We start from the raw sequence: 23933 nt of genomic DNA on the forward strand, positions 1-23933 counted from the left end.
AAGCACTTTTCTTATTTCTACCCGGAGAGCGATTACATGAGTTGGGTATCTAGAAGTTTGTCGCGAGTGATTCTATTGCCGATAATAATATCTATTTTAGTAGGTATAGGGGGACTGGTCATTTACGTTCAGGATTCTTCCTATAAAATTGTTCTTGAGAACTCGATGGAATCAGCTGCGAGCCAGACCTCAATTATTGCTTCGTCCCTCAATCTTTTTATCACTGATACCGTGGCGGTGGTTAAAAGCCTCTCCAGGCTTGATGCAGTAGATGATATTTTTAAAGGAAAAACTGCGTCAGCCAGAAATCTATTTAAAGAAACCATGCTTAATAATGATGTTATCTGGGCAGTTCTGGCTTTCGACCGTAACGGTATGATCTTATCGGGGTTAACGAATCAGGGTACGGATCTGGAGGGGGTGGATATAAGCTCACGTGATTATGTAAAAGCGGTGCTGCAAGGCCAGGATACATACATTACGAAGTCGGTTTTCAGGTCCAAGACTGACAAAAGTCTGCTTTTCGGAGCAAGTGCCGCAGTTAAGGATGAGCGTGGAAACGTATTAGGCGGAGTAGCGGTTTTCGGTGATTGGATGAAATTCGCCAACCTTTTTGTCAAACCTGTTGTTGTCGGGACTGAAGGGTACGGAGTCGTCACGGATTCTTCCGGGGTGGTTCTTTATCATCCGTCAGAAAAATTGATTCTGGAAGATTTAAGTTCTTATAATTTTATGAAAAAAGCGCTTGCCGCAGGTAATGGAAAAGAATTTTACGATTGGCATGGCCGTAATAAAGCTATGATTTTTAAAACTGATCCCAAGACCGGCTGGGTGGTAATGCTTACCGCTTACGAGAGTGATATGGCCTCGGCTGCCGTGATGCAGCGTAATGTCCTGATAGTTGTAGGTCTTCTGATTGTTTTGGTTGTTTTTGGTATTGTTTATTTTTCTGTTCGTAAGCTGGTTGTCGTTCCTGTGGGTGAAGGGATGCGGGTGGCCGGAAAAATGGCAGACGGAGATCTTACTGAATCGGTTGCAAGTAATTCACCTAATGAGATAGGTCGGCTGATGCGTTCATTAGGAAGTATGATCTCCTCCCTGCGTGATGTTGTTGTCGGGGTAAAGTCTGCCGCTGAGCAGGTTGCTGCCGGAAGCGAGGAAGTCTCCGCCTCCGCCCAGCATCTTTCGGCTGGGGCAACTGAACAGGCGGCGTCGGTTGAGCAGGTCGCCGCTTCCATCAATCAGATGACCGGAAATATTTCCAAAAATACCGAGCTCGCCGAAGAAACCCGCGGGATAGCGATTAAAACAGCCCGTGAGGCGGAAGAAGGCGGAGCAGCGGTTTCCCGAACCGTGAATGCCATGCAGGAAATAGCGGAAAAGACTTCCATCATTGAAGAGATCGCGCGCCAGACCAACCTGCTGGCCCTAAATGCAGCGATTGAGGCCGCCAGAGCAGGGGAGCACGGTAAGGGATTTGCCGTAGTCGCTTCCGAAGTGCGTAAACTCGCGGAAAGGAGCGGAGGAGCAGCCGGGGAAATCCGGGAGCTTACCGGATCAAGTCTGGAGGTTGCCGAAAAAGCAAAGCTGGTGCTTGATAAGATGATTCAGGATATCAACCGTAACGAGGAAATGGTAGCTGAAGTGGCGGCGGGTAACCGCGAGCAATATGAAGGCGGGAAACAGATATCAAAGGCCATAACCCAGCTTGATGAAGTGGTACAACGTAATGCCGCCTTTGCGGAAGAACTCTCTTCCACTTCAGAAGAACTCTCCGCTCAGGCCGTTAAATTACAGGATACGATGGATTTTTTCACTGTTCGGGAATACGGTTCCCGGAGAACTGATTCCATTGGTACAGAGTCGGAAAAGATGCCCGCGTTGAAGAGGGGATATGAAAAATTTTAGCTATGCCGAAGCTGACAAATCGTAAATGAGACTTATTTTATAAGTAAGGAACAGCTAACCTGGAGGAGATGTCGAGGGCATCATTTTTTGATGTCCGTATAGCCGCGATCCCGTATTCCTGATTACAGTATGTGGTTGCCCGGTCCGGACAGGATGGCAACTTTTTACGTCAGGTTGTTCAATCTGTTTGAGGTTCACTGGAACATTGAGACAGCTGTGTATAGCCGGAAAATACCGGCAGGAACAGAGGTCGGTTCTGGACTTCTTTCGTGAAGCGCAAGAGCGGTGTGAGATCTCCTCCTGTTTACATAAATCATGGTTTTGTTTGGATTGAAATGCGGAGCAACTTGTTGTTCCGCATTTCTTTTCGGGCTTAAATCTTGCCCTCTGCTATTAATAAGTACATAATACAGAGAACTAAAACCGGAGTTTATGAATGAATCTCAGGAGTTTTAAAATATGCGTAGTGATCTCTTTTTTATTGCTGGGACTCAATGCAGGTAACCTGCACGCAGATAACATTGTCTACCTGACTTCACTTGAATGGCCTCCTTATGTGGGACAACTTCTTCCAGGCAAGGGGACAAGTGCTGTGACCGTCCGTAAAGCTTTTGCCGCCATGGGTTATGATCTTAGGATTTTATTTCTTCCATGGAAAAGAACCATGCACAAGGTTGATACGGATTCTAAGGTAATTGGCTATTTCCCGGAATATTACTCTAGAGATAGGGCTGAAAAGTATATTTTTTCAAACAGTTATGGATGTAGCCCTATCGGCCTGCTGGAGCGGAAGAAAAACCCGGCGGCTTGGGAGACAGTTGACGATCTTGCAGGACTTCGGGTCGGCTTCGTGAGCGGTTATGTCAATACCCGGGAGCTGGATGACGCCATTGCCAACGGAACAATCAAAGCTGATTTTACCTCCACGGATAAGAGCAATATAATGAAGCTCATAAAAGGCAGAATTGATTACGCTGTAGTTGATCCGATGGTTTACAGATATATGGCTGAGACTGATCCCGAAGTAAAAAAATATAATAATCTTGTCCAGATTAAGCCTCGGAATTTCGGGGTGAATGAGCTCTTTGTCGCCTTCAGAAAAGATAGGCAGGGCCGCTTTTATGCTCGTATTTTTAACGAAGGCCTTAAGAAAATCGGCATCGGCAATTCATGCGAAAATGATGATAAAACCATAAGTTCCCAGTAATAGCCCCGTGTTGCAGGAGATAGTTGAATGTCCATTAATGAAATTTCATACTCCAGCTTTGAAAATCCAGCCCTTTACCTGATCTCCCTGCTTCTTAATCCGAAAGAATTATCGCAGGATACACCTATTCCATCCGATTTAGGTCTCCTGTATTTTAATGAAATTGATCTTTTGCAGGAACGGGGGCGCGTTCCGCAACTGATGCTTGATTTTACCCTTGAAAAAGGAGTCTTCCGCGCGGTTTATTTCGGGTATGTCTCTCCTTTCAAGCTGCACTACACGGAATTGAAAATGGATGATTTACCTGCTTCAACGTCTGTTTTTTCTAAAGGAAATGAATTGTTTATACCCATGGAAGCCGCACGCCCCGTGAAAGGTTGCCCGCAGGAACCTGATTGGAACATACTGGCTGGAAGCCTGTCTTTATGGCGCGCCTGTATCGCTCTTCCAACAGTTTGTGATGAATCGCTCGGAAAGTATTTTTCTAAAATGAAATCTGTTTCCCGCTATCAGTGGAGTAATGATAGTTATGAAAAACATGGTGATAGCATTTTTGAAACATGGTCTTCATGTATTCCCTGCGGCGAATCGGCTGATACAGATATTTCAATTTCTCTTGTTAACGGATTGCTCGCCGAGGTGAAAATCTGAATTACTTTCTGTGTTACTCTTCGCTTTTTCTGCAATGTACAGCTACTTGCCGTAATGCTTCAAACTTGACTTAAGTTACCCGGCTGGATAAGTCTTGCCCTCGTTTATTTCTGGGGGGAATGTGGTTAAATTTAATTTTTGGGGAGAATTCTGCGATTCCGATTTAGAGGAATCTTTTCAGAATAAACAGTGGCCTTCTGTCCGCTTCAGGCTCCTTTTTTTATACGTTATTACTATTGCAACCTGTGTGGCAGGGGTATACAGCGATTTTTACGACCTCGGTTTAGGGTCAGGGTTTCATACTGTTTTAGTAGGAAGAGCGTGGGCATGTTTTTTCGGGATGTTCGCTTTTGTCTTTCTTCTGGTGGATAAAGTCAGACCAGGTTTGCAGTATAGCGCTATGGCCCTGTGCATGTTTTCTTTTTTACTTATGGAATCTCTTGAGCTGTTGGTAAAAGCCAGCGCCATAGGTTCTTTAAGTGTACCGAGCACTGTTTTTGTTGTAATGGCTTACTATATCCTGCTTCCTCCGCGTTTGCTCCCCTCCATTACAGCAGCGTTTGCCGGTTCTATTATGTATCTGTATGCGCTTTCCACAGTAGTTCCAATTCAGTCTGGAACATTCATAAATTCAAGTAGTTATTTTTTTATTGTAAATAGTTTCGGGCTGTTTTTCCTGTCTACATTCGGTAGATCCCTGCGCCGGGAGTATGCTGCTATCAAAGATTTGAAACGGTTAGTGGAATTTGACGAACTTACCGGGGTCTACAGCAGACGCAAGGTTCTTGAGGCCGGAGGAGATCTGTTTAAATCCGCCCTTCGTTTTGATCATAAGCTGGCGGTTCTGCTTATGGACATTGATCATTTCAAGAAAGTAAACGATGACCACGGTCACCATGCCGGAGATGCGGTTCTCAAAGAGACAACCAGACGCTGTTCTGAACTTCTGCGGGAAGTGGATTATTTCGGTCGTCTGGGTGGGGAGGAGTTTGTAATTATCCTGCCTCATTCCAGCTTGTTTGATGGAGTCAAAGTAGCCGAACGGTTACGCCGCTGCATCCGGGAGAGGATGTTTCAAGTTGATGAATCATACCTGCCGGCTTCGATCAGTGTCGGAGTGGCGGAGCTTGATGAGCATGAAAATTTTGCCGCTTTATTGCAGGATGCCGACGAACAGTTATACCGGGCAAAGAATAGTGGAAGAAATCAGGTCTGCCCGGCTATGTTGAGGGTAATCAAACCGCCCCTCAAACCAGTCGAAATTTGTGTTGAATAAATGAGAAAGGGAAGAAAGCACAGGCTTTCTTCCCTTTGTTTTTTATCTTGTGAGTTTTCTGTATTTGATGCGATGTGGCTGGTCCGCGTCTTTTCCCAGTCTTTTTTTGCGGTCTTCTTCGTATTCTGAATATGAACCTTCAAACCAGAATACGGAAGAGTCTCCCTCAAATGCAAGAATATGAGTAGCTATGCGGTCAAGGAACCAGCGGTCATGAGATATAACCATTACGCAGCCGCCGAAGTTGTTCAAGCCTTCCTCCAGCGCACGCATGGTGTTGACGTCAAGGTCGTTGGTCGGTTCGTCAAGCAGCAGTACGTTGCCGCCTTCCTGCAGCATGAGTGCAAGGTGAACCCTGTTGCGTTCACCACCGGAAAGGACCTTGCATTTTTTCTGCTGCTCGGAGCCGGTCAGGTTGAACTTGCCGACATAAGCGCGGGCATTGATTTCACGATCACCCAGTTTAACGAATTCGTTTCCGCCGGAAATTACATCGTACACTGATTTTTCGGGATCAAGTGCGTCGCGATGCTGGTCAACGTGAGTCACCTGAACTGTTTCACCGACGATGACTTCACCCTGATCAGGCTGTTCCTGCCCTGCGATCATTTTGAACATGGTGGTCTTACCGGCACCGTTGGGACCGATAATCCCTACAATGGCTCCGGCAGGAATCATGAAGCTGGTATCTTCGAGAAGCAGCTTGTCGCCAGCCTGTTTGTGTACGCCTTTCAGTTCAATAACCTGTTTTCCGAGGCGCGGTCCCGGTGGGATGTAGAGTTCCAGTTCGCGTGAGTATTCATCGGACTGCTGGTTGGCAAGTGATTCGTAGGCGCTGATGCGAGCTTTGCTTTTTGAACGTCTTCCCTTGGGTGACATGCGGATCCACTCCAGCTCGCGGGCAAGAGTTTTCCGGCGTTTTTCATCAGACTTTGCCTCATTGGAGAGGCGTTTTTCCTTCTGTTCAAGCCATGAAGAATAATTACCTTTCCAGGGAATGCCCCGGCCACGGTCCAGCTCCAGAATCCATCCGGCTACATTATCAAGGAAGTAGCGGTCATGAGTAACGGCGATGATGGTACCGGCGTAGTTCTGGAGGTGTCTTTCCAGCCACGAAACAGATTCGGCGTCAAGGTGGTTGGTAGGTTCGTCAAGCAACAGGATATCAGGTTCCTGCAGAAGCAGACGGCAGAGCGCTACACGGCGTTTTTCACCACCGGATATTACTGATACCGGAGTATCCCCGGGAGGGCAGCGCAGTGCGTCCATAGCCATCTCAAGGCGGGAATCGAGATCCCATGCCCCGCAGTTGTCCATTTCTTCCTGCACCTTGGCCTGACGTTCCAGCAGAGCGTCCATCTCATCCGGCTCCATAGGTTCGGCAAACTTGGCGTTGATATCGTTGAACTCATTTACGAGAGCCACAACATCCGCCGCGCCTTCTTCGACCACTTCACGGACTGTGCGTGTTTCATCTACCAGCGGCTCCTGTTCAAGGTACCCGATGGTGAAGCCGGGAGAGATGTGGGTTTCCCCTTCAAAATTCTCATCAACTCCGGCCAGAATTTTGAGAAGCGAACTTTTACCGGAACCGTTCAGGCCCAGTACGCCTATTTTCGCTCCATAGAAATATGAAAGGGAGATATCTTTAAGAATGGGTTTCTTGTCGTAATACTTACTAACCCGGACCATGGAATATATGATCTTATCAGGTTCGTTGCTCATCTTTATTACCTCATTTGGTTGCTATTTAGTTTTTACCACTTGTGGCAGAAAAATCAGTCTCAGGCAATGTTTGAATTTTGCAGCCCAATTTGTGCTAACGTGTCAATTTTATGAGATATGCTGGAAAAGTGATGTTATTTGATTGTTTTATGCAGCAATAATATGCTAGGGGTTGAGATGAACTTTAGAATGAGAGATGATCCATTAATTTAAAAGTAAAAGGGATAAATGCTTATGCGAATCAAGAGTATTAACTCTGTTGTTGCCGTTATTATTTTTGTTTTGATCTCTTTGACTATTTCGATAGGAGTTTGGTGGGTAGCAGACAGTACATACCATGCAATATTTAAAGAGCAGAAAAATGCCATGCAGAGCATGGTTGATCAGTCTGAAAAGGCTCTTGAGCTTTATATGGGACAGACCTCTGATGTTGTAAAACTGATTGCTAAAGGGGATCCTGTTCGTGAGGCCCTTATCCGTGGTAATATAGGGCCTGCAGCGATGCAGTTGAAGGGCTTAATGGAGTCCTCCAGTGATTATTGGGCAGCTTTTGTCTTTGACGATAAAGGAAAAGTTGTCGCCGGTTTCAATGCCAAGGGCAAGGATATGGCCGGGGCGGATCGTTCTTCCCGAGGCTATGTAAAAAAAGTTCTTTCCGGTACAGATTTTTATATTCAGGACGATGTCCTTATTTCTAAGAGTGGCGGCGGCATAATGATCTACGCTATTGCCCACGCTGTGCGCGATGCTTCCGGCAAGATCGTCGGTGGTCTCGGTATTTTTCCCAAGTGGGAAAGATACACCAAAAGCTTTATAGATCCTTTCCATATAGGTAAAGACGGCTACTGTTTCATGGTGGACAGCAAGGGACGCATAATTGCCCATGCCACCAACAAGAAGTTGTATTTAAAAGATGTATCAAAGTATGATTTTGCCAAGACTATTCTTTCCGAGAAAAACGGTGCTGCAGCTTATGAATGGGAAGGGCGCGAAAAGTACATGGTTTTTAAGACCATGCCTGATACCGGGTGGGCCATTGTAGTTTCGGCTTATGAGAATGATCTTACCGCCGCGGCTACCCACCAGCGTAATATCCTGCTCATCGGCGGGGCTGTTGTTGTACTGATTCTGAGCTTAGTGATGGTTATTATGCTTAGAAGGCTTGTGCTGCAGCCGGTGGAGAACATCCTTGAATTTTCAACTGAGATTGCCGAAGGAAACCTCAAGGCTGAATTACAGGGTAACTATCAGTATGAATTTGAAAACCTAGCGAATAAAATTAATACGATGGTTACGGAGCTTAAAGTCAAGCTCGGTTTTTCCGAGGGTGTGCTTAACGGACTGACCATTCCGTGCGGTGTTGTTGATCCGGACGGTAAGATGATCTGGTGTAACCAGCTTGTCTGTGATTTGCTTGAAACCGACCATACTCCTGAAACCGCAGTAGGGCTTCCCGCCGGTGAGTTTTATTACGGTGATTCCCAAAAAGAAAACGCATTCCAAAAAGCGCTGAAGCAAAAGGAAGCCATAGAGCTGGATATGGATTACACCGGCTTTAAGGGCAGTGTTAGGAATATACATATTTCTACAACCCCGTTTTACGATATGGATGGCAACATGCTCGGTTCCCTGTCCGCCTGGGTCGATATGACTGAGATTAAGCAGCAGGCCCGTGCTATCGAAAAACAGAATGAACGTATAACCGTTGCCGCCGCAGAGGCGGAGCATATTTCGCAATCCCTTTCCAGTGCGGCTGATGAGCTTTCCGCCCAGATTGAACAATCCAACCGGGGTGCTCAGGAGCAGCGGGACCGAGTTGCTGAAACTTCCACTGCCATGGAAGAAATGAATGCCACTGTTTTGGAGGTGGCCCAGAATGCCGGAGCAGCGGCTGAAGATGCCAATTCCGCCCGTGACAAGGCTGAAAACGGTTCGCAACTGGCGCAGCAGATGATTGAATCGGCAGACGGTGTGCGTTCTCAAGCTGAAGCGCTTAGAGAATCCATGGAGCAGCTTGGAGTAGAAGCAAGCGCAATAGGTAATGTTCTTAGCGTGATCAGTGACATTGCCGATCAGACCAATCTGTTGGCCCTTAACGCCGCTATTGAGGCCGCACGGGCCGGTGATGCCGGACGCGGTTTCGCGGTTGTTGCCGATGAGGTTCGCAAGCTGGCAGAGAATACCATGTCTGCCACCGGTGAAGTAGGTGAAGCCATAACTAAAATTCAGAATATGACTAAGCAGAATGTTTCTGCCACTGAAGTTGCCGCTGAATCCGCTCAAAACAGCAGTGAACTGGCTCACGAGTCCGGACGTAATCTTTCGGAAATACTGACATTGGTCGGCAATGCATCGGATCAGATTCGGGCGATTGCGACGGCTGCTGAAGAACAGTCCGCCACCAGTGAGGAAATCAATAGGGCGACTGAAGATATCAGTAGAATTTCTCTTGAAACCTCACAGGGTATGAGCGAATCTGCAAATGCCGTTCAGGATGTAGCCGGAATGGCCTCAAAGCTGAATAGTGTAATTGAGGATATCCAGCCGGATAAATAAACAGTTCAAAGTAAGCTTACAGCCCCCTTTGTTCTTTCTGAAGAGCAAAGGGGGTTTTGTTTTTGCGATTCATCTTGCCAGCGCAACTTCCGCCGGGTAATATCTGTAATTTAATGGAGATGGTTATGAATGATAAACAAAAAGAAGAACTTAAAAATAAAATTGCAGTTGAAATTGAAAACCTGACAAAGCAGGTCGAGAACCTTAAGGAAACGGTGAATCCGGTCAAACCGGACGCGGCGATAGGAAGGCTTTCCCGGTTGGATACTATGCTGAATCAGGGCATCAACAAAAGTTCCATAGCCCAGTCCCGCCAGCGAATTCTTAATCTGGAAGATGCCCTGAACCGTCTGGAAAATGATCCTTTTTTCGGGGAATGTGAGGAGTGCGGTGAAGATATTCCCCATGTACGGCTGCTGGCTCTTCCTGAGAGCCGTTTTTGCGTGCACTGTGCAGAGCACTTCAAGGAGTAGTTTTGGGAATTGCATCTGATCTTGTAATACTCATTGTTGCCGGTATGCTGGGCGGTTTTGTGGCCCGGATGCTTAGACAGCCGCTTTTGCTGGGCTATATTGTTGCCGGAGTGCTGGTTGGCCCGCACACTGGGGGAATTACAGTTTCCGGAGTGCATGAGATTGAGCTGCTGGCTGAAATCGGGGTGGCTCTGCTGCTCTTCACTCTTGGCATCGAATTTTCAATAAAAGAACTCAAACCCGTGCGCTATGTGGCCTTGATCGGTACCCCGTTGCAGATTATTCTGACAATGGCTTTCGGCTGGGGAACCGGGCAGCTTATGGGCTGGGATTCGCATCTCTCTATCTGGTTCGGGGCCTTCGTTTCTTTGTCCAGTACCATGGTTGTGCTGAAAACCTTAGAAAGCAAAGGGCTGGTCGGTACTCTCTCCAGTCGGGTCATGCTCGGTATGCTGGTGGTGCAGGATATTGCCATCGTGCCGATGCTGATCATCATGCCTCAGCTTGGTTCGGATTCCTTCGGGCTGGCGCAGTTGGGCATGGCCGGAATCAAAACAGTGCTTTTTCTCTTATCCATGTTTGTTCTGGGGTCACGAGTCATACCGCGATTTATGAGAATCGTAGCCGGATGGAATTCACGGGAGATGTTTATGCTTTCGTGCAGTGCTATCGGATTGGGAATCGGTTATGCCACACATTCCCTCGGCCTTTCATTCGCCTTCGGAGCTTTTGTTGCCGGTATGGTGCTCAGTGAATCCCGCTATGCCTATCAGGCCCTGAGTGATATACTGCCCCTGCGCGATATATTCAGTCTTATCTTCTTCGCTTCGGTCGGTATGCTCATTGATCCGGTTTATGTATGGGAGCACATCTGGTCCATACTGATCCTAGCCTCTGCTATCCTTGTGTTCAAAGGTTTGATCTTCGGCTCTGTGGCCCGTCTTTTCCGCTATCGCAACGTGATACCGCTGGCCTTGGGGCTGGGGATGTTTCAGGTGGGTGAGCTCTCCTTCCTGCTTCTTCAGCAGGGTGCGGAGTCCGGTTCATTCCCTAAAGAGTATTTCCCGCTTTTCATGGGCACAGGGATTGTCACTATGCTGATAACTCCTATCGTGGCTTCCTGTACCGGTCCCTTGTATTCGCGTATACAAAAGCATCGCAAGTCCGATCCCTTTGAAAGTATGAATCTTCCAGAGCACGAATTGGACGGGCACGTGGTGATTTTGGGCTACGGTAGGTTCGGTTCTTATGTTGCCGAATCCCTGCGTGAGATTGATATCCCCCACGTGGTTGTTGAGATTCATGCCGGAAAGGTCGATCAGGCCGTGGAAGACGGGCGTGCTGTTATCTATGGTGACGCAGGGCAGGAAATTGTTCTTGAAGCCGCACGGGTTTCACATGCCCGTATGGTTCTTATGACCATCCCTTCGGTCCGGGGATCAGCAGCCATACTTGAACGGGTGGAATATCTTTCTCCGCAATGTCCGGTTGTTGCTCTTTCCCGCAATCCGGAACATCTGGAAGTCCTTAATGAACTTGGTGTGGATCATATAATCATGCCTGAATTTGAAACCGGTCTGGAGATGATCCGCCAGACATTGTTTAATTTCTGCCTGTCCCCGGTGGAAATTCAAAATGTAATGGATTCCATGCGCCGGCAAAGGTATACACCTGATCTGGAACTTAATTATCCCAAGACAGCCCTGCTCGCCCGCTTGAGCAAAGCCGCAGAGTCCGTCAACCTGAACTGGGTTGAGGTGGAAGAAAATGCAGATATTGTGGGCAGTTCTCTGGCCGGAAGTAAAATTCGGACCGTGACAGGGGTTTCCGTGGCCGGGGTTTTACGTGATGATCGTTTTATACAGAATCCAGACAGTTCCTTCCGCTTTATGATCGGTGATATTGTGGGAGTGCTCGGTGGACGTAAAAATATTGAAAGGTTCAGGTGCCTTGCTACTGTTCCTAAATGTGATCTTAAAGAGGTTTAAGATGTTCAGAAGAATTATTTATACTATTTTTTGGCTTTTGTTTGCAGCTCTGGCCTGCGGATGTGCGAATCCACACATTCCAGACCCTAGGGGATTGGGACCGGCTCCTAAAACTTGTTCAAGGCCGGTGGATATACTCAACTATTTTGAAACAATTCCTTATCGTGATGATGCGGCTGTCAGTAGCGAGGGGGATTTTACTTTTTTCGCAGAGCAGGGTGTTTTTCTTAAAAAACCGGGACTTAATTGCAGTGGCTTTACCGTGTCCGCCTCCCGTTACTACTTTAATCGAAACTTTAATCTCACGGATACGACCATTGACCGTCTTGCGGACAGCGGTCCGGATTCCCCTTACGGTGAAGATTGGGATTTCGGTTATGATCTGATCTTGAACATTACCGAGGGATTACCGCGAAAAGTAGTTCTGCCATACGGCCAGAATGCTGTGATTGAAGACGGTAACGGCATGACTTTGCGCGGCTTTAAACTCAGCGACCGCACAGCGTGGGCGGATGTGGTTAAACAGATGACACCCGGACATGTTTACCTTTTTTCCATGAGTAAAAATATCAACTATAAAAAGTACAGGGTGCTTCATTATCATGTCGGGCTGATTCTTCCTGATGGCAAAGGCCATGTCTGGCTTTGTCATGCTACGCGGAACAGCGGGGTCAACAAGGTGGATATTTCAAATCTGGAAAATCTTGAACCTATCATCAAGGCCAATCCTGATTCAGGTCTGGGACCGCGCGAAATCTTGATTATCGAAGCCCCGCTCCTTTGCGGCAGTGTTTTTTAAGAGATAGTGGGTAATGTTAAGCGATAATGTTTTATTCGCTTTTGGATTAACTGCTTTTTCTATAAATTCAGGTGGCATTTGAATAACATTTGTGGAATTGTTATCCTGCTTATTTTTTACACAGGAGCTAAAATGGCTAAGAAAAATATAGGTATACAGGGGTTTACTCTGCCCATGCCTCAGACGATTCTGGGATCTCGGCACGAGGGAAGAAATAATTTTATGGCGTTGGCCTGGGTTTCACGTGTTAATTACAATCCTGCGCTGCTGATGATTTCTGTTGGCAAGCGGCATTTTTCGAATACGGCAATTCAGGCCAGCGGTGAGTTCTGCGTAAATATTCCTTCCGTAGATATGGTTGAAGTTACGGATTTTGTCGGTCTCGTTTCCGGTAATAAACTGGATAAATCAGAACTGTTCGAGGTCGAGCCGCGAATATTACAGAACGCACCGATTATCAGCAAATGTCCTGTCGCTATCCAGTGTAAGGTATATGATTCCATGGAATTGCCCAACGATACCCTTTTTGTAGGTGAAGTTGTAGCCACATGGTGTGACGAAGATGTGCTTACCGATGACATACCAGACATCAAAAAGGTCAACCCCGTAACCCTGACCATGCCTGACAACCGCTACTGGTCAGTCGGAGATTGTGTCGGGCGGGCTTGGCATGATGGAAAGAAGCTGAAGTAGATTCTACTTGTTATACTAAAAAAGATCGCAATATTTCTAAAAATATTGCGATCTTTTTTTGCGTTAATTTTATGATTCCTATTTCATATAATGCTTGTAACAGGCGATGGCATTCATGGCGAAGAGCGAAGTTGTGACCTCGCTGCCGACGATAATCCTTGTGGGGTGCCTGACCATGGTCCATTCGTAGGCTTTGTAAGGATGTTTGCAAAAACCTTCGCCGAGATGATCATGTAAAACTTTTATGCCCCGTTCGATAAGACCATCCCCTTTGTTGGGGTAGCGCAGCAGGCAGAGGGTAGCTACCGCCAATGAAGCATCAAAGGGGTTGAGAGTCGCGCCGAGCATATCGTACTTGCAGTAATCCATTGCCGCGGCCCGGATCTGTTCCACCTTACCTTCCGGGTCTATTAGTTTCCGTTCGGTTTCAGGAATAGTCAGCCATGTATCGTAAAGACGTCCTGCATAACTGACATATATTTCAGGCAGGTAAAATCGTACCGCACTATCATGTTTAAAATTTCCGCTCATGAATGCGTTATGGTGGAAAGTCAGAAATCGTTGCAGGGTTGCAAGATTTTCCCCCTCAAGTGCTTTCCATTGTTCGCGGTTAGCGAGGATAGCCTCAAAAATATCCATATTATGGCCGGGGCATATCTCATTGCCCAGAGTTTCGCGTATTATGCGTCCGTCTTCATTGTCCTTCTTAAACGGTTTGTCGAACCATAGCGGTACGGAACCGAAATAATCCAGCGGACGGGTCATGGTGATCGTCGGAGGATTGGTCCTGTTGCCCCCGCCTATCTGATATTCGTTGATTATCTCGACCCACGGAAAATCCAGAAACATTTCGGCTGCGCGCAAAAGCTCATGGTTTGTCTTAAGATTTTTTCCCTCAGTAAGGTCCAGCCATTTGCGGGACATCGCAAGGGCGAGAAAAGTGGTGTCCACATCTGGAACATAGTCATCGAAGCCAAGTTCTTTTTTGGCTTTCCAGTCTCGTGGTTTAAGGTTGCATAGCGGCAGACCGTTGCCGTCCTTGGGCAGGCAGGTAATGGCAGGGTGCCTGATGCCTGAACTCGGAGCCTTCAGCCACTCCATGCTGGTCACGATCAGGAAATGGAGAATGGATTCCATCATTTCCTGAAGTTTATTCTGCTCTGCCTGAGGCAGCTCTTCCAATATATAAAGGTTGTATATCTGTTCCCAGAAAATATCGTCATAAAATCCGGTCCGATGTGTTATCCATGAAACGCGCATGGAAAGCGGCTCCGCTATACCTTTCCAAGGACGGCGAAAAATTTTCAGAGCCAACGGATTGGCATGCAGGAAACAACGCATCAGCCCGAAAAGCAGGTTGATATTCTGGAATTCGTATGAACCCAGCCCGGTCATGATGTTCATGAAATTTTCACCGTCGCAGATGGAATCTCCGGGCATTACCACCTGTGCGGAAACCGGGAAATAAGGGTCATCCGGGTTTTTATCCCAAACGCGGATAATATCAGTCAGGACCGCGTTTAAAACTTCATTTACTTCCTTTTCGTGCATGCGTGGAGGTCTGGTGTCAGTTTTTTCGCGGATTCTCCACTCAGGGTCCTTAATTCGGTCGAGCAGTTTCGCCAGCGGAGCGAAGGTCTTTTCGATCCATTCCTTATCCTGCCAGTTATCATAATCGGCCTGCATGGCCGCACTCATCATTTCTTGATACGGCCCGACCTGACTTCTAAAAATAGCAGGATGTGAACACCAGCGAAGGATGAAATGTTTGAAAAGCGGATTACCAAAAAGTTTTTTGTAGAGCTTTTTCAGATTCTTTCCCGGTTCACTCGGATTCTTGCACTCAAGAATAGGTTCATCACAAATGTCATATATCGTAGCGTTTCTCACTTGCACTCCATTTTGCGTTGCCTTTGACAACATTCTTTTTTTTTATGTTAAAACTTGACTATCAAAGTGGGGGGCGCCTTGCAATCCATTCGCCCTGCATGTACTGTCCCGGTTAAGACCTGAAAGGGTTGTGATGATTAGATGATGATGTGATAAAGTTCAAGCATGACAATATGTTGTGCTCCTTTGGTAGATAAGTTGATCAATAAATGATCATGACGGGGAATAACGGTAGACCATGGAAAGATTTATAGCCGACCTGCACATCCATTCCAGATTTTCACGTGCCACCAGTAAAGCCTTGGACCCGCGCCTTCTGGCCGCATGGGCAAGGGTTAAGGGCATTGATATCATCGGTACCGGTGATTTTACCCATCCAGAATGGCTGGCCGAGATTGAAGATCAACTTGTGGAGGATGGTTCCGGGCTGTTTTCCCTGCGGGAACCCAAGGGGCTGGAGGAATCCATCGACTGGGTGGATGGGCCCTTTGCCGGTCAGACCCGCTTCATGCTCCAGACAGAAATCAGTTCCATTTATAAAAAATACGGCAAAACCCGCAAAGTTCACAACCTCGTTTACATGCCCGATATTGAGTCGGTAAAAAAATTCAACGCCAAGCTTGATGCTATCGGCAACCTTAATTCCGACGGCAGACCTATCCTCGGTCTGGACAGCAAAGACCTGCTCGAAATCGTACTTGAAACCAGCGATACCGCCTTTCTCATCCCCGCTCATATCTGGACCCCGTGGTTCTCGCTTTTCGGTGCCAAGTCCGGCTTTGATTCTGTTGAGGAATGTTACGGTGATCTGGCTTCTGAAATCTTTGCCATGGAAACCGGCCTTTCCTCAGACCCGGAAATGAATTCGTACATTTCAGCACTTGATAAATTTCGTATGGTTTCCAATTCTGATGCCCATTCAGGGGAGAATCTTGGACGAGAGGCCAATGTCTTCAGCGGAAATATGTCCTATGAAGGAATTTACCGTGCTTTGCGCGGTGAAGGTCTGGGGCATAAATTCATGGGCACAATCGAATTTTTTCCCGAAGAGGGTAAATATCACATGGACGGGCACCGCAAGTGCGGAATTATGCTCGATCCCCATGAATCTAAAATGCGTGGCGGCATCTGCCCTGTCTGCGGCAAGCCTTTGACCATGGGCGTTTACTCCCGCGTGATGGAACTGGCCGACCGTGAGGAACCGCAGCAGCCCAAGGGGCAGCCCGGATTTGATTCTCTGGTTCCGCTTAAGGAAATTATTTCAGAAGTAGTGGGCACCGGCCCAAAGACCAAAAAAGTTCTCGGTGTCTATGCTCCACTAATCAAGGAATTCGGATCTGAATTTACTATCCTGCAGCAGGTTCCGGTTGAGGACCTTAAACGGCATAATGCGCATCTTGCCGAAGGCATCCGGCGCATGCGTGAGGGACAGGTTATCCGCAATCCCGGTTTTGACGGGCAGTACGGAACCATTTCCGTTTTTTCCGCGCAGGAGCGAGATGAAATTGTCAACGGCGTGAAGCTGGTGGTTGTCCGCAAGCCCAAGGGGGATCTCGATGATGCCAGACCTGAAGCAACGATTCGTAAGTCCAATGAACCGCAGGAAGAAGATAGCGGAGTGGTGCGATTTAACGAGGCTCAGAAAAAAGCGATCGAAGCCGGTCCTGAGCCTGTACTGGTTATAGCCGGTCCGGGAACCGGTAAAACCCAGACCCTGATGGGACGCATTAAATATTTACTTGAACGGGGAACCCGTGCCCGCCGGATTCTTTCTCTGACTTTTACCCGCAAGGCCGCTGAGGAAATGAACGAACGCATGCGTAACATGCTCGGCGAGGAAGAAGTCCTGCCCCGTGCGGATACGCTCCATGCCTTGGCTCTCGAATACTGGGCCTGCGCTTTTGATATTGATCCGATAATCCTGAATGAAGAGACGGCTCGCCGGGTATTCGCACGTGCCAACCCGGACCTTAACGGCGCAAAACTAAGATCTGCATGGGATTCTATCAACCTGTCCCGTGAAACTATGGAACCGTTGAGTGATGGAGCCGCGGAGATTCTGGCTAATTATACCCGGCAGAAAGATCAGTTTAATCTGGTTGATTACACCGACCTGCTTGAATTCTGGCTCTCGGAACTCCGGTCGGACAAATACGTGCGTACCTTCACCAATGTGCTTGTTGATGAGGTGCAGGATCTTTCTCCCCTACAGCTTGCAATTGTGCACCGTTTGGTTGGCGATGACGGGGAAGGGCTTTTTGCTATTGGCGATCCCGATCAGTCCATATATGGATTTCGCGGTGCAGCCGGCGATGTGTCCGATAGATTTCATTCCTTCTGGGAAAATCTGATCTGTATAACATTGGAAGATAATTACCGCTCGGCGCAGGCTATTCTCGATGCCTCGGCGTCGGTGTTTGACGATCCGGTCCGGTTGAAAGCGCATAAAAAATTTGAAGCTGAAATCCAGCTTTTTTCCGCTCCTGACAGCACTCGTGAGGCTTCATGGATCGGAGAGCGCATAAAAAAACTCATCGGGGCCACCAGTCACAGTCTTGTCGATGCGGGAGAGGTCGGTTCTCTCAGCCCTGGAGATATTGCGGTGCTGATCCGTTTCAAGGCTTTGATCGGTCCTATTGAGAGTATGCTCAACCGGCAGGGCATACCGTGCAGCGTGCCGGAGGCGGAGACTTTCTGGCATGATCCACGTGTAGAGGTCCTGTTGGCTGCAGCCCGGCGGATGCTTGGCTTTGCCGAAGACTTTGATGATGAAGCACCGGAAGTTCCGGAAAAGATTATTGCTCAAGGGCCCCTGGGGCTTTCCGCCTATCTTACCGATATGCCTCCGTTTGACCAGCTGTTCTGGGAAAGCAGGCCTTTTCGAGATATGGTCAAAGGCTATAAGGAACACGGAGGCTGGTCCGGACTGCTGAACTGGATTCACATGCAGAATGATCTTGATCAGGTGCGCGGTAAGGCTGAAAAAGTGCGCATCATGTCGATGCACGCTGCCAAGGGTCTGGAATTCGAGGCGGTATTTTTGGCCGGACTCGATGACGGCATTGTGCCTTTTGCCGGGCCGGATATCCTGACCGGAAAGATTTCTAAAGACGGTTTGTCGGTCCGGGAGGATGCGGAAGAGGAGCGCAGGCTCCTTTACGTAGGCATGACCAGAGCCAGAAAAAAACTTTTTATGTCTCATGCGGACAAGCGCCCTCTATACGGGAGGACGCTAATGCTGCCTGTATCACGTTTTTTGAAAAATCTTCCTGATGCGGTTAAAAAGTCTGCGATGGTTGCACGGAAAGTTCAGAAGGAGAAGAAAATCAGCCTGCTGGATATGTAGGTGTATTTTTCGGTCGTATGTATGAAGAAGGGTGGTTAATGTTTTTTGATTACAACATAAAAACCTTGTAGACCACTTTTTCATAAACCATTGACATTCTTCTTGCGACTATAGAACTTAAGCCTACGCCCCTGAGCCTGCAGAAGATGTGCAATGGGTTTAAGTGGTGTTGGAAAAAGTTTCTAACCCGTTTCATTTTATTTCTCCCGACATAGTTGAATATACTTATTTTGAGCAATAATTATGCCGTATATAAAAAGCCCTTGCTCTTTGGCCTGTTGTCTGAATGCGTGCGCATAGATTATAGATTTTATTGATTCAGGGCGGCAAAAATGTCCAATTTTTTGAATAGTATTGATTCCCGTTTTCAAGTGGCCGCGCCCTCGTGGGTGATTCCCGGAACCATTGTTGAAAATTGTCGTTTTCTTGCTGGAAAGGTCGACGAAATAGCGCTTCTTTTCTTTGAGGCAAAATCCTGTCTGGCCTATACGAAAGCTGATCTGCCACAGGAATTGGCAGAAATAGGGCTTTCCTTTCATATCCACCACCCTCTTGATCTTCCGTGGCATGAAGGCGGAGCAGCGGTCGCACAAACCGTCATCGCATTGAATGAAAAGGCCGCCCATTTAAATCCAGCTGCCCATGTAATTCATCCGCCTGCCGCCGGGCGAAGTGCCGCCGGTCTGATTTATGATTTTGCTGAAGTAATTTCCCGCAGTGATATAAAACCCGGAACCGTACTCTTTGAAAATATTAAGGAGAATTCTTTGCTGGGTATTGGCGGGGTTATAGCTGACTGCGATATGAAAATATGCCTTGATCTAGGGCATATACTGGCTTACGCACAGGATGATTTGTTATATGATGAAAGCATTGACGGATTGGTCTCCATGCTGCACCTTAACGCGCCGGGACCTGGAGGTCGTCACCTCGGACTCGATACACTTGATGTTGCCGGGCTTGAAATAATGAGTATTTTGCTTAAAATGGTTGCAAATGACGGCACGCTGACTGTTGAAGTGTTTGAAGAAGGACCTTTTTTTAAATCGCTGCAATTATTGAATGAAAATTGTATAATAAGAAATGGCAAGTAATGCCTTGTGAAATTTTTATTGTGGTTGCAGTCCTTGTCGGAAATAGAGTACGTAAAGATAGCTTTTCCATTTTTTTGTACTCATGTACCCGGGGGAGACCTTGATTACATTTGTGCTGGGGGGCAATAAGTCGGGAAAATCAGATTACGCCCTTGATCTGTTTGCAGAATATTCTGGTCGGAAATGTTTTATAGCAACCGGAAAGGCTCGAGATATGTCTTTTCGGCAGCAGATTATGACTCATCGGAATGAGCGGGACCCATCCATTCCGGTTTTGGAAGCCGGGGCGGACTTGCATCAGGTGCTGCTAAAGGCTAGAGAAGGGTACGACCACCTACTGGTGGACAGTCTGGATTTTTGGTTGTTCTCCTGTTCCGAGGTCTCGGACGGGGAGCATCATATCGGGGAGGTTGTCCGGCTTTTATCTGAGTGGAAAGGGCCGGATGTTGTTTTGGTGTCTTGTGAAGTGGGTCTCGGTCCGCTGGCAATGACACGTGAAGTCCGAAGTTTTGTACGAAGCTTGGGATCACTCAACCGAACAATGGCTGCAATCGCAGATGAAGTTTATCTTGTGGCCGCAGGGTTGTCCCTTACCCTGAAGAAGTAACTATGGCTTATTTTAAACAGCTTGAAGATCAGCTTCAGGATTTGCTCGCTCTTTGCAATAAAGACGAGCGCTGGCTGGTAGTGGTCAACGCCGACCCGGATTCTCTTGGATCGGCAATGGCATTTAAACGCATAATCGGCCGCAGGGTTGCAGAAGTGGGAATTGCCCACATCAATGAGGTCAAGCGCCTCGACAACCTTGCCATGATGCATTACCTGCGCATCCCGGCCCAGCGGATGATACCTACCCTTGTGGCTCAGTACGACAAATTTGCAATTCTTGACTCCCAGCCTCATCACCATCCTGATTTTGAGGATGTGAAATTTTCCGTGATAATCGATCATCATCCGAAGCCGGAGGAACCTTATCCATACGCTGAGTATGTGGATATACGTCCCAGTTATGCGGCCAACAGCACCATGATGACCGAATATCTCTACAACCTGAATATCCGTCCGGCCAAACTGCTGGCCACAGCGCTACTCTACGGCATTAAAACCGATACCCAGAGCTTTGAGCGCCCTTTTATTGATGACGATGTCAAGGCTTTTAGATACTTGACTAAATATGCGGATATGGACCTCATTAAACGTATTACACGCAGTGAGATCCATCCTGACTGGCTGCGCTATTTCTCCCGCGCCTTCTATAATCTGCGTCGCATCGGCCTAGGACTTTTTACTCACATCGGTAAGGTCGAAAACCCTGATACACTGGTCATTCTTGCGGACTTCCTAATGCGTGTTCACGGCGTTTCATGGGATGTTGTTTCCGGGGTTTACGAGGATACTCTTGTTGTTATTTTCCGTGGTGACGGAATGCGCAAGGATATGGGAAAAATGGCGGCCAAGCTTTTTGATGAAATAGGTTCTGCCGGTGGACATAAGGCTGCCGCACGGGCTGAGATTAAGCTTGAAGCCCTTGAAGAAGCCGATCCTGAATCTTTCGTTCTCAAGAAATTGACCAAAGGTAAAAAGACGGTCAAACGTATCTGATCTTACCCAATTACATAATTGCAGGGTTTGAACCCTAAGGCATATCATGGCACTCAGAGATAAATTGAATTTTGACGGCGAGCCTCTCTTCCTGATTGACGGCTCAGCATTTTTCTATCGCGGATTTCACGCTTACCCGGATCTCAAACGTTCGGACGGTGTACCCACTAACGCCTTGTTTTTTGTGTTGCGGGTTCTGCTCAAGATCATCAAAGAAGAAAAACCCAAATATCTGGTTTTCATGCTCGATGGGAAGGGTAAGAATTTCCGTCATGAACTATATGATCAGTACAAAGCCCAGCGTCCCCCCATGCCCGAAGACCTGCGTGCCCAGATAGAGCCGCTTAAGGAAGGATTGGAGGTTTTAGGCGTGCCGCTCATCGTATCCAACGGGGACGAAGCTGATGATTGCATCGCTTCTCTGGCTGCGCGCTATAAATCCGAACGGCCGGTGGTAATCCTCGGCGCGGATAAAGACCTTAAGCAGTGCCTTGATGAAAATGTTTTCATGTGGGATCCGGCCGGGCGTAAAGAAAAAATTACCTCCCTTGATGATTTTCGCGAAGATACTAAAATGGAGCCCGATCAGTGGGCTGATTTTCAGGCGCTTGTGGGTGATTCCGCTGATAATATCCCCGGCGTGCCGGGAGTGGGCAAAGTTACCGCTACCAAAATAATGCTCGAGTATCCTACCCTTGAGGATATCCGCGATAATTTTGACAACTTGAAGCCCGCCATCCAGAAAAAGATGAAGGATGAGCTGGAAAATATTTTTGTCTACCGCGAGCTTACCCGCATGCGACTGGATAGTTGTCCCGATTGTGATCTCAAAAAATGCGAGATCCGTTCCGCTGATCCGGAAAAGGCTGCGCAGTTTATGACCAGCTATGAATTCCGCTCACTGGTGCGCGATGTAAAATCTTTATTTCCCTCAACCACGGCATCCGGAACTGAATCTGTACCGGCCGCTAAATCTTCAAAAAATAAATCCGGGCAGCTTTCATTATTCGGAGAAGATGTGCCCGTTCCCGCAGGACCTGAAAATCGACTTGAACTGAAAAAAGCGGATTCCGCCGCTGAACTTCCCGATCTTTCCGGCAAAGAAGTCGGGCTGGTCCGCGAGGGCAAGGTTTTCTTTCTCGGGCTGGATGGCGACGAGTGGATGTGCAGAGTCTCTGCGGCAGAACTGGTCAAGGAACTATGCTCTGCGAAGACCGTTGTTGTGGCTGATGTGAAATCCTTTTTGCGTTCTGATGAGGTCTGGTCTGAAATTCAGCTTTCCCGCTGGTTTGATTTAGGCCTTGCCGCGTATCTGCTTAACCCTGAAGAACGTAATTATGCCTGGGATCGTTTGCGGGCAATGCTTTTTGCCGGGGATGAGCTTCCTGATGCAGTGGATGAGGTTCATCCTGACGCTCAGGGACTGGCAGCGCTGGCGCTTAAACATGTGCTGGGGCCGCGCATTAAATCCGCCGGACTTGAAGAACTTATAGACAATTTGGAAATTCCCTTGATTCCAGTTCTAGCCGGCATGGAAGAGGCAGGGATCACTATTGATCTCTCCGCTTTCGCTGATTTTCTTTCTGAAGTAAACGAGCGCATCAACGAGCTGACCAGAATCATTCATGATCATGCCGGGGAGCCCTTTAATATCCGCTCCAGTCAGCAGATGAGCACAGTTCTTTTTGATTCCCTCGGCCTTAAACCCGGCGGAAAGACTCCGAAAGGCGCGCTTTCTACCGCCAACTCTGTGCTTGAAAAACTAGTCGGTCAGCATGAGATCATTACCGACATACTTGAGTACCGGAAGATGGAAAAGTTGCGGTCCACCTACCTTGAGCCCATGCCCAAGCTGGTGAATTCGGATGGGCGCATTCATACCAATTTCAATCAGTTGGCTACCGCTACGGGCCGCCTGTCCAGTTCCGGTCCCAATCTGCAGAATATCCCCATCCGCGGGGATCAGGGCAAGCGTATGCGGGCCTGCTTCACTGCCGGAAAGGGATTACGTCTGGCCGCGGCTGATTATTCTCAGGTAGAACTGCGTGTCTTGGCGCATTTTTCCGCTGATCCGGCTCTTGTTTCAGCTTTTGAGCATGATGAGGATATTCACTCCCGCACCGCGGCTTTGCTTTTTGATTGTGCCCCTGACGATGTCAGCTCTGATCAAAGGCGTAATGCCAAGACCATCAACTTCGGTCTGATTTACGGCATGGGACCGCAGAAACTTTCCCGTGAACTGGGCATCAATATTAATGAAGCCAAGGAATTTATCGCCAAGTATTTCGAGAAACTGGATGTGCTCAAGGGGTTTTATGATTCAGTGGTGGAAAAGGGCAGGGATAAGGGATATGTGACAACTCTTTCCGGGCGCCGCAGACTTTTGCCTGAATTGCATTCCAACAGTCCGCAGGTGCTCTCGCAGGCCCGCAGGCAGGCCATCAATACCGTCATTCAGGGCAGCGCCGCGGATATTATCAAGATGGCCATGATCAAAGTTGCGGATAATGCCGAAATCAAGCATCTCGGCGGCAGGTTGATCCTGCAGATTCATGATGAACTTTTAGTCGAAGGTCCTGAAGAAAGTATCGAAGAAATCGGCAGGCTCCTGCAGCAGGATATGCAGACGGTGGCAACCCTGGCAGTGCCGCTTAAGGTCGATTTAGGCTTGGGCCGGAACTGGGCGCAGGCGCATTAATCTTTTCGGTGGCCGGGAAGCTGGAGG

General features: G+C 47.9%; 16 protein-coding genes. 14 read left to right on the forward strand and 2 right to left on the reverse strand.

What is annotated here, in order from left to right; translation table 11 throughout:
- The first annotated feature begins 36 nt into the window (after window positions 1-36).
- From ACKU35_RS08390 to ACKU35_RS08405, 4 genes are all read left to right on the forward strand, one after another.
- Window positions 37-1908, forward strand: coding sequence for a methyl-accepting chemotaxis protein (locus tag ACKU35_RS08390; protein WP_319764948.1), 1872 nt, complete (start codon window positions 37-39; stop codon window positions 1906-1908).
- A 436-nt stretch (window positions 1909-2344) separates the two neighbouring features.
- Entirely contained in the window at window positions 2345-3115 is a 771-nt protein-coding gene (locus ACKU35_RS08395) for an ABC transporter substrate-binding protein (protein ID WP_319764950.1), read from the forward strand.
- 27 nt (window positions 3116-3142) lie between these two features.
- A complete protein-coding gene (locus tag ACKU35_RS08400) occupies window positions 3143-3766 on the forward strand; it encodes a hypothetical protein (protein ID WP_319764952.1) in 624 nt (207 codons plus the stop codon).
- A gap of 121 nt (window positions 3767-3887) precedes the next feature.
- Complete coding sequence (locus ACKU35_RS08405) at window positions 3888-5042, forward strand: GGDEF domain-containing protein (RefSeq protein ID WP_319764954.1); 1155 nt, start codon at window positions 3888-3890, stop codon at window positions 5040-5042.
- A gap of 42 nt (window positions 5043-5084) precedes the next feature.
- Here ACKU35_RS08405 and ettA read toward each other — a convergent pair whose 3' ends face one another.
- Window positions 5085-6767, reverse strand: coding sequence for an energy-dependent translational throttle protein EttA (gene ettA, locus ACKU35_RS08410; protein ID WP_319764956.1), 1683 nt, complete (start codon window positions 6765-6767; stop codon window positions 5085-5087).
- Between the two features lie 234 nt (window positions 6768-7001).
- Here ettA and ACKU35_RS08415 point away from each other — a divergent pair, with 234 nt between their 5' ends.
- From ACKU35_RS08415 to ACKU35_RS08435, 5 genes are all read left to right on the forward strand, one after another.
- Entirely contained in the window at window positions 7002-9323 is a 2322-nt protein-coding gene (locus ACKU35_RS08415) for a methyl-accepting chemotaxis protein (RefSeq protein WP_319764958.1), read from the forward strand.
- Between the two features lie 125 nt (window positions 9324-9448).
- Window positions 9449-9796, forward strand: coding sequence for a TraR/DksA C4-type zinc finger protein (locus ACKU35_RS08420; RefSeq protein WP_319764960.1), 348 nt, complete (start codon window positions 9449-9451; stop codon window positions 9794-9796).
- A gap of 2 nt (window positions 9797-9798) precedes the next feature.
- Window positions 9799-11784: a cation:proton antiporter gene (locus ACKU35_RS08425; protein WP_319764961.1), complete on the forward strand. Its 1986-nt coding sequence runs from the start codon at window positions 9799-9801 to the stop codon at window positions 11782-11784.
- Window position 11785: 1 nt separating this feature from the next.
- Entirely contained in the window at window positions 11786-12583 is a 798-nt protein-coding gene (locus tag ACKU35_RS08430) for a hypothetical protein (protein WP_319764962.1), read from the forward strand.
- A gap of 132 nt (window positions 12584-12715) precedes the next feature.
- Window positions 12716-13276, forward strand: a complete 561-nt coding sequence (locus ACKU35_RS08435) for a flavin reductase family protein (RefSeq protein WP_319764963.1) — start codon at window positions 12716-12718, stop codon at window positions 13274-13276.
- 78 nt (window positions 13277-13354) lie between these two features.
- Here the strand turns inward: ACKU35_RS08435 and ACKU35_RS08440 are convergent, their stop codons facing one another.
- Window positions 13355-15166 carry a hypothetical protein gene (locus ACKU35_RS08440; RefSeq protein ID WP_319764964.1) on the reverse strand — a complete coding sequence of 604 codons (1812 nt, stop codon included), beginning with the start codon at window positions 15164-15166 and terminating at the stop codon, window positions 13355-13357.
- 238 nt (window positions 15167-15404) lie between these two features.
- On the opposite strand from ACKU35_RS08440, the gene ACKU35_RS08445 reads away from it, so the two are divergent.
- The 5 genes from ACKU35_RS08445 (at window position 15405) to polA (ending at window position 23906) form a co-directional block, all read left to right on the forward strand.
- Window positions 15405-18512: a UvrD-helicase domain-containing protein gene (locus ACKU35_RS08445; RefSeq protein WP_319764965.1), complete on the forward strand. Its 3108-nt coding sequence runs from the start codon at window positions 15405-15407 to the stop codon at window positions 18510-18512.
- A gap of 332 nt (window positions 18513-18844) precedes the next feature.
- Window positions 18845-19606, forward strand: a complete 762-nt coding sequence (cbiR, locus tag ACKU35_RS08450; protein WP_319764966.1) for a cobamide remodeling phosphodiesterase CbiR — start codon at window positions 18845-18847, stop codon at window positions 19604-19606.
- Between the two features lie 82 nt (window positions 19607-19688).
- Window positions 19689-20213: a bifunctional adenosylcobinamide kinase/adenosylcobinamide-phosphate guanylyltransferase gene (locus ACKU35_RS08455; RefSeq protein WP_319764967.1), complete on the forward strand. Its 525-nt coding sequence runs from the start codon at window positions 19689-19691 to the stop codon at window positions 20211-20213.
- 2 nt (window positions 20214-20215) lie between these two features.
- Window positions 20216-21208, forward strand: coding sequence for a DHH family phosphoesterase (locus ACKU35_RS08460; RefSeq protein WP_319764969.1), 993 nt, complete (start codon window positions 20216-20218; stop codon window positions 21206-21208).
- Between the two features lie 46 nt (window positions 21209-21254).
- A complete protein-coding gene (gene polA / locus ACKU35_RS08465; protein WP_319764971.1) occupies window positions 21255-23906 on the forward strand; it encodes a DNA polymerase I in 2652 nt (883 codons plus the stop codon).
- Window positions 23907-23933 lie beyond the last annotated feature (27 nt).

The sequence above is a fragment of the Maridesulfovibrio sp. genome (assembly GCF_963676065.1).
GTDB lineage: Bacteria > Desulfobacterota > Desulfovibrionia > Desulfovibrionales > Desulfovibrionaceae > Maridesulfovibrio.

Bases quoted from the DNA above. Each gene is read 5' to 3' on its own strand.
- ACKU35_RS08390 (WP_319764948.1), top strand. From the start codon at position 37: ATGAGTTGGGTATCTAGAAGTTTGTCGCGAGTGATTCTATTGCCGATA.
- ACKU35_RS08395 (WP_319764950.1), top strand. From the start codon at position 2,345: ATGAATCTCAGGAGTTTTAAAATATGCGTAGTGATCTCTTTTTTATTG.
- ACKU35_RS08400 (WP_319764952.1), top strand. From the start codon at position 3,143: ATGTCCATTAATGAAATTTCATACTCCAGCTTTGAAAATCCAGCCCTT.
- ettA (WP_319764956.1), bottom strand. From the start codon at position 6,767: ATGAGCAACGAACCTGATAAGATCATATATTCCATGGTCCGGGTTAGT.
- ACKU35_RS08415 (WP_319764958.1), top strand. From the start codon at position 7,002: ATGCGAATCAAGAGTATTAACTCTGTTGTTGCCGTTATTATTTTTGTT.
- ACKU35_RS08420 (WP_319764960.1), top strand. From the start codon at position 9,449: ATGAATGATAAACAAAAAGAAGAACTTAAAAATAAAATTGCAGTTGAA.
- ACKU35_RS08430 (WP_319764962.1), top strand. From the start codon at position 11,786: ATGTTCAGAAGAATTATTTATACTATTTTTTGGCTTTTGTTTGCAGCT.
- ACKU35_RS08435 (WP_319764963.1), top strand. From the start codon at position 12,716: ATGGCTAAGAAAAATATAGGTATACAGGGGTTTACTCTGCCCATGCCT.
- ACKU35_RS08445 (WP_319764965.1), top strand. From the start codon at position 15,405: ATGGAAAGATTTATAGCCGACCTGCACATCCATTCCAGATTTTCACGT.
- cbiR (WP_319764966.1), top strand. From the start codon at position 18,845: ATGTCCAATTTTTTGAATAGTATTGATTCCCGTTTTCAAGTGGCCGCG.
- ACKU35_RS08455 (WP_319764967.1), top strand. From the start codon at position 19,689: ATGTACCCGGGGGAGACCTTGATTACATTTGTGCTGGGGGGCAATAAG.
- ACKU35_RS08460 (WP_319764969.1), top strand. From the start codon at position 20,216: ATGGCTTATTTTAAACAGCTTGAAGATCAGCTTCAGGATTTGCTCGCT.
- polA (WP_319764971.1), top strand. From the start codon at position 21,255: ATGGCACTCAGAGATAAATTGAATTTTGACGGCGAGCCTCTCTTCCTG.